Here is a 4,007-nt window from a genome sequence, read left to right on the forward strand (position 1 = left end):
CCCCTACCGGTTTCCGGCGATCGTGATATTGCAATTTGTTATTGGAATTGATGACAGGTACTGCTTAACTTGTCGTTGCTGGCAGCTGCATACGGTTTTACCGTCGTGATGACGATTAGCTGAAGCGGTCTGCGCGCCCAAACATCTCTAGACTCACCCCCAACACTCCGCTGTCATGCAAGCGGAGATGGGCAGCCAGCGTTCTCTGTCATTCGGTTTCACGGTGGTCCACGTGTACCGTTCGCACGATCACCGCAACTTCGTTGTGCGATTTTTTGCTGGCAGCTGCGCCTTGCTTCGGCCTGGCTTATTCGGTGGGGGGGGGCGAGTGGGCATGGAAAGAGTGCGCGCGCCCCCGCTGTCATGCGCGAGGCGGCCAGCTCCTGCTGCATTCTGTTTCTTTATTGAGTCCGGCGAACACCACCCAAACCATCACGCCGAGCATTCCGCGTAGAACGCGTTAAGGTCGATGCTAAAGACCACAGTCTTGATCGCTCTTTGAACATATGTTGTTTCCGTTGACAGGGGATAGCGAGATCTCTGGCCCATACAGGCCACAAAAATGAGCCGATGCTCACTGAGAGTAGATCACGTTCACTCTGAAGCGGGCCGAGACCGATACGACCGTCGAGGCAGTGTGTCAGAAAGTGCACATCTCGCAGGTCGGGGTAGGCGATTCGTACACCATTGGTAGAAGCTGCCGTGTGTCACGTGTAGCCTCCAGGACAAGGTTGCGATCCTGAACCCCGGTGCCTGTGGCCGTTGATGAAGCGATATTTTACCCGGTTCCTTGGCTCAGCACCGTGCCGCTTTTTTTATAGCGAGTCATTGCGGGATGATAAGACGAAATAGTAGTCAGGATCGCCGTGGCTGACGTAGATCGTGGTCAGGCCTTTGCCTGACGTCCGGATCTACTCAGCAGCTTGCGCGCCCAATGGGTCAGGGGTTCGTCGATGCGAGGAATGACCACCGCACGGCTCGACCGCATCGCCCCAGCACTGCCACATCCTTGAGACCGGCAAACGACTTCTAGCGGCTGCGTACAGTGCCGCTACGACGAAGGCGGCCCGCTCCATAGCAAAGAAGCCCCATACAGACTGCGAATCCAAGCGTTTTTCCAGTGCAGCCTTGCCGTTTGTGCGCCGCGTGATCGGCATGTGAAATTGTCAAATTTCCATCACGCGATAAAGACAATCATTAATTTCGGGAATTAAATGTAGAAGGGGGGGAGGGGAGGGGGCATGGGTTGCACGTTTTATAGGCGTGCCACCTGTGCAGGAGCCGTCCGATGGCTTTCGCTTGTGGGGAGTTTAGAGATTTCGCTAGTCACTTTACAGATTTTCTGCAGTCTCATAAACGGGAGAAGTTTATAAGAAAAATCGGTGCTGTCTTCAAAAGTGCAAACGCTAATTCCAATTTCTTGACAAATACATCTAGTAAAACACCGCCTGACATCTAACTCGAAAAAGGTAATAATAGTTTATGCCTACCAATCCGATGGGTCCCACCTATATTCCTTCAAGATTTATTCGTTATGTGCTAACAGACCGCAATCTGAAAGAGCTAGACATAGTTGGTAGAGAAAAATATATTCTCGGTTGGGAAAATGAAGATAGGAGGATCGCGGGAACTGCAAGCTTTCTTGGATCGAACTGGCTTGTATCAGAATTTGTCAAAGCCTTAGCCAAAAAAAAGGATAAAGACGGCTACGATCGTTACGTGCTGCCCTCTGGATTTTCCATCAACGATGGAAGATTTGGAAAATACCCGAAAGACGAGAGGAGTGCGAAAGAACGCAAGTGGTACGCCTATATGAACAAGGGTCAGCCGCTTATCGAGGAACGTAGCGATATCGTTCAGCCGCGTCCGGAGGTGATCTCCGAGCAGGTCTACGTCAACCGCACGGACCCGCAAGATATGCGGTGGGAAAGCTCTGTCGAATTTTCGATCGAAAATGAAATTAGCTGGTCACTGGAAGGCAGCGTCGATCTTACTTTTGACGATAAGGCCTCTGCATCGTTCGAGCAGGAAATTGAAGTCAGCAAAGAAGTGGAAGCAAAGGCGGCAGCCAGGACCACGCAAATTGCACATAACCACAAAGATGATGTGGGTAGTGAAAGTCAATTCGAAGGCGAGGTGGAGAAGTCCGAGACAAACGAGGTGGAATCGACCAGCACCGGAACGGGTGAGGGAGAAGTCTCGGCAGATCTCAAGCTTGGAATCATGGGGGAAGTCAGTGGTTCGATAACCACAGGATGGAAGCAAACTTCAACCTTAAGCGGGACGGTGGGCTCGCGCGTTGTGGTGAGAGCCACGCAGCGCCGTCAAATCAAGCGTTATAACTACACGATTCCTATCGTATTTGATGGTTATGTTGCTCTTTACTACGACGAGCCTGTAAAAATTGAAGGTTTTAGCAATCCTGAAAGAATGCCGGGCCGCATAAGATCAAATGACCAAAGAAAAAGGGTCCAGGCGCTCGATCCGAGCGGGAACTCTTCCGATGAATATGCGCAAATCGTTGTTCATAATATTCAGGTGCTCGGCCTGGTGCGTTACGGCGAAAATTACGACCTGAAGGGCTGGGCTGAAGTTGTTTCCACGCTCGTTGGAGAGCATGAGGCTTTCGAAGTGGAATCGCTGTCCCTTGCTGGCCGTAATGGTAGCGTTGGTGGCTACGAAGAACTTCTCTACAAATACTGACTAACAAAATAATCTCTGATGGAGAAGGACTATGTTTAAGCTCATTTTTGATGGCGCAATTCAAGCAGGCCAGCTCGCCGAAAAGGCGGCGGGATATCTGCACGGCTATATCCCAGGAGAGTGGAACGTGCGTAAGCTCGCTGATCCCGAGCTTTTCGAGGGAATCACTGAGAAGGAGTATGAACTGCAGGACCCGAAAATTGTCAGAGAAGATTCGCCCGTCGCTTTGGATCTGACGAGTCACTTTATTCAAGCAACCTTCCTGAACCTTCAAACGCTCGCGAGCGGTAAATCGACCCTCAACCAGGAGCCTAAGACGGTGGTCGATCCAGCTTTGTCCACCCTCAACAGTGCGAAGCAGCATTTGGATGCCAAAATACCGGAAGGGGCTCCTGATAAACCCAATATCCCTGAGGTAAAGCGCCCTGTGGTTGAGATGCCAAAGAAGCCAGAAAAGCCTGATGGACTAGAGTGACCTAACGCGTAGCCTTCCCCTGATTGGTCGTCATTCGTAAAGAAAACATCTGGCAGGCTAAGCCTGAAAGAGGTTCTCAAGCCGAGGGCCGGTCATTATGGATGCACTCTTGACGGGGAAGGCTGCGGATTTAGCGTTGCTAATGCTTAGACACGATCCGTGGGTCGAAGCTGCCTTGGTGATCGCGCCGGACCTCGAGGGCAGTTCGCCGAACTCGTCTTTGAGCGTCTTGCGCCCTTTGCCGTTGCGGACGTAGCTCTCGGCATTGCCGAGAGCTTGTGCTGCTCATGGTCCGGGTGTTCGGGCGTTTCTGCGTCTAGCACTCGCTCCACTAGCAACTTGGTCATCTGCTTGAGCATGCCGATCTCATCGACCAGGTCTTCGGACTTGTCATATGTCGGCACCCAAACTAGCCAACAACTCGTTGCGGACGTCGTGCTTTGGAATGGTTGTCGTGTCTCCGGCTCATTGGCAGGGCATTGCCGATGGCCCGGAGACCAAACAGCCCAGGCTCGCTTGGCCGCATAGAGCCGATAGGGGGCTGCCTTCATACGTTTTATGAACGTAGAAGTGTCAGCGGCCTTGCCCCACACATTTACCTGCTAGCAGCGGCGGATAGGCCTCCATCCGCGCAGATAGCCTGCCTCTGCGAGAGTACCGAGACATGACCAACCAACAACGCTTGTCGTTCCAATACCCATTGCGCATTGCTGTGACTGCCTTCCTGATCCTGCCACTTGCCACACCGGCTCAGGACGCACGCCCGTTGCGCAGTCCATATCATAAGGAGTCCATCACTGTGATCCACCCCGACATCGATGCCTTGCCC

General features: G+C 52.5%; 2 protein-coding genes. Both read left to right on the top strand.

What is annotated here, in order from left to right; genetic code table 11:
* Positions 1–1,482 precede the first annotated feature (1,482 nt).
* The gene (locus LG367_RS18105) at positions 1,483–2,703 is read left to right on the top strand and encodes a hypothetical protein (RefSeq protein ID WP_226470667.1); all 1,221 of its coding nucleotides are present in this window, start codon (positions 1,483–1,485) and stop codon (positions 2,701–2,703) included.
* Positions 2,704–2,734: 31 nt separating this feature from the next.
* On the top strand, positions 2,735–3,178 hold the full coding sequence (locus LG367_RS18110; protein WP_226470668.1) for a hypothetical protein: 444 nt from the start codon (positions 2,735–2,737) through the stop codon (positions 3,176–3,178).
* The last annotated feature ends 829 nt before the right edge of the window (positions 3,179–4,007 follow it).

Source organism: Luteimonas panaciterrae (assembly GCF_020511115.1).
Taxonomy (GTDB): Bacteria; Pseudomonadota; Gammaproteobacteria; order Xanthomonadales; family Xanthomonadaceae; genus Luteimonas; species Luteimonas panaciterrae.

Coding starts and splice junctions, on each gene's coding strand:
- LG367_RS18110 (WP_226470668.1), top strand. CDS start 2,735: ATGTTTAAGCTCATTTTTGATGGCGCAATTCAAGCAGGCCAGCTCGCC.
- LG367_RS18105 (WP_226470667.1), top strand. CDS start 1,483: ATGCCTACCAATCCGATGGGTCCCACCTATATTCCTTCAAGATTTATT.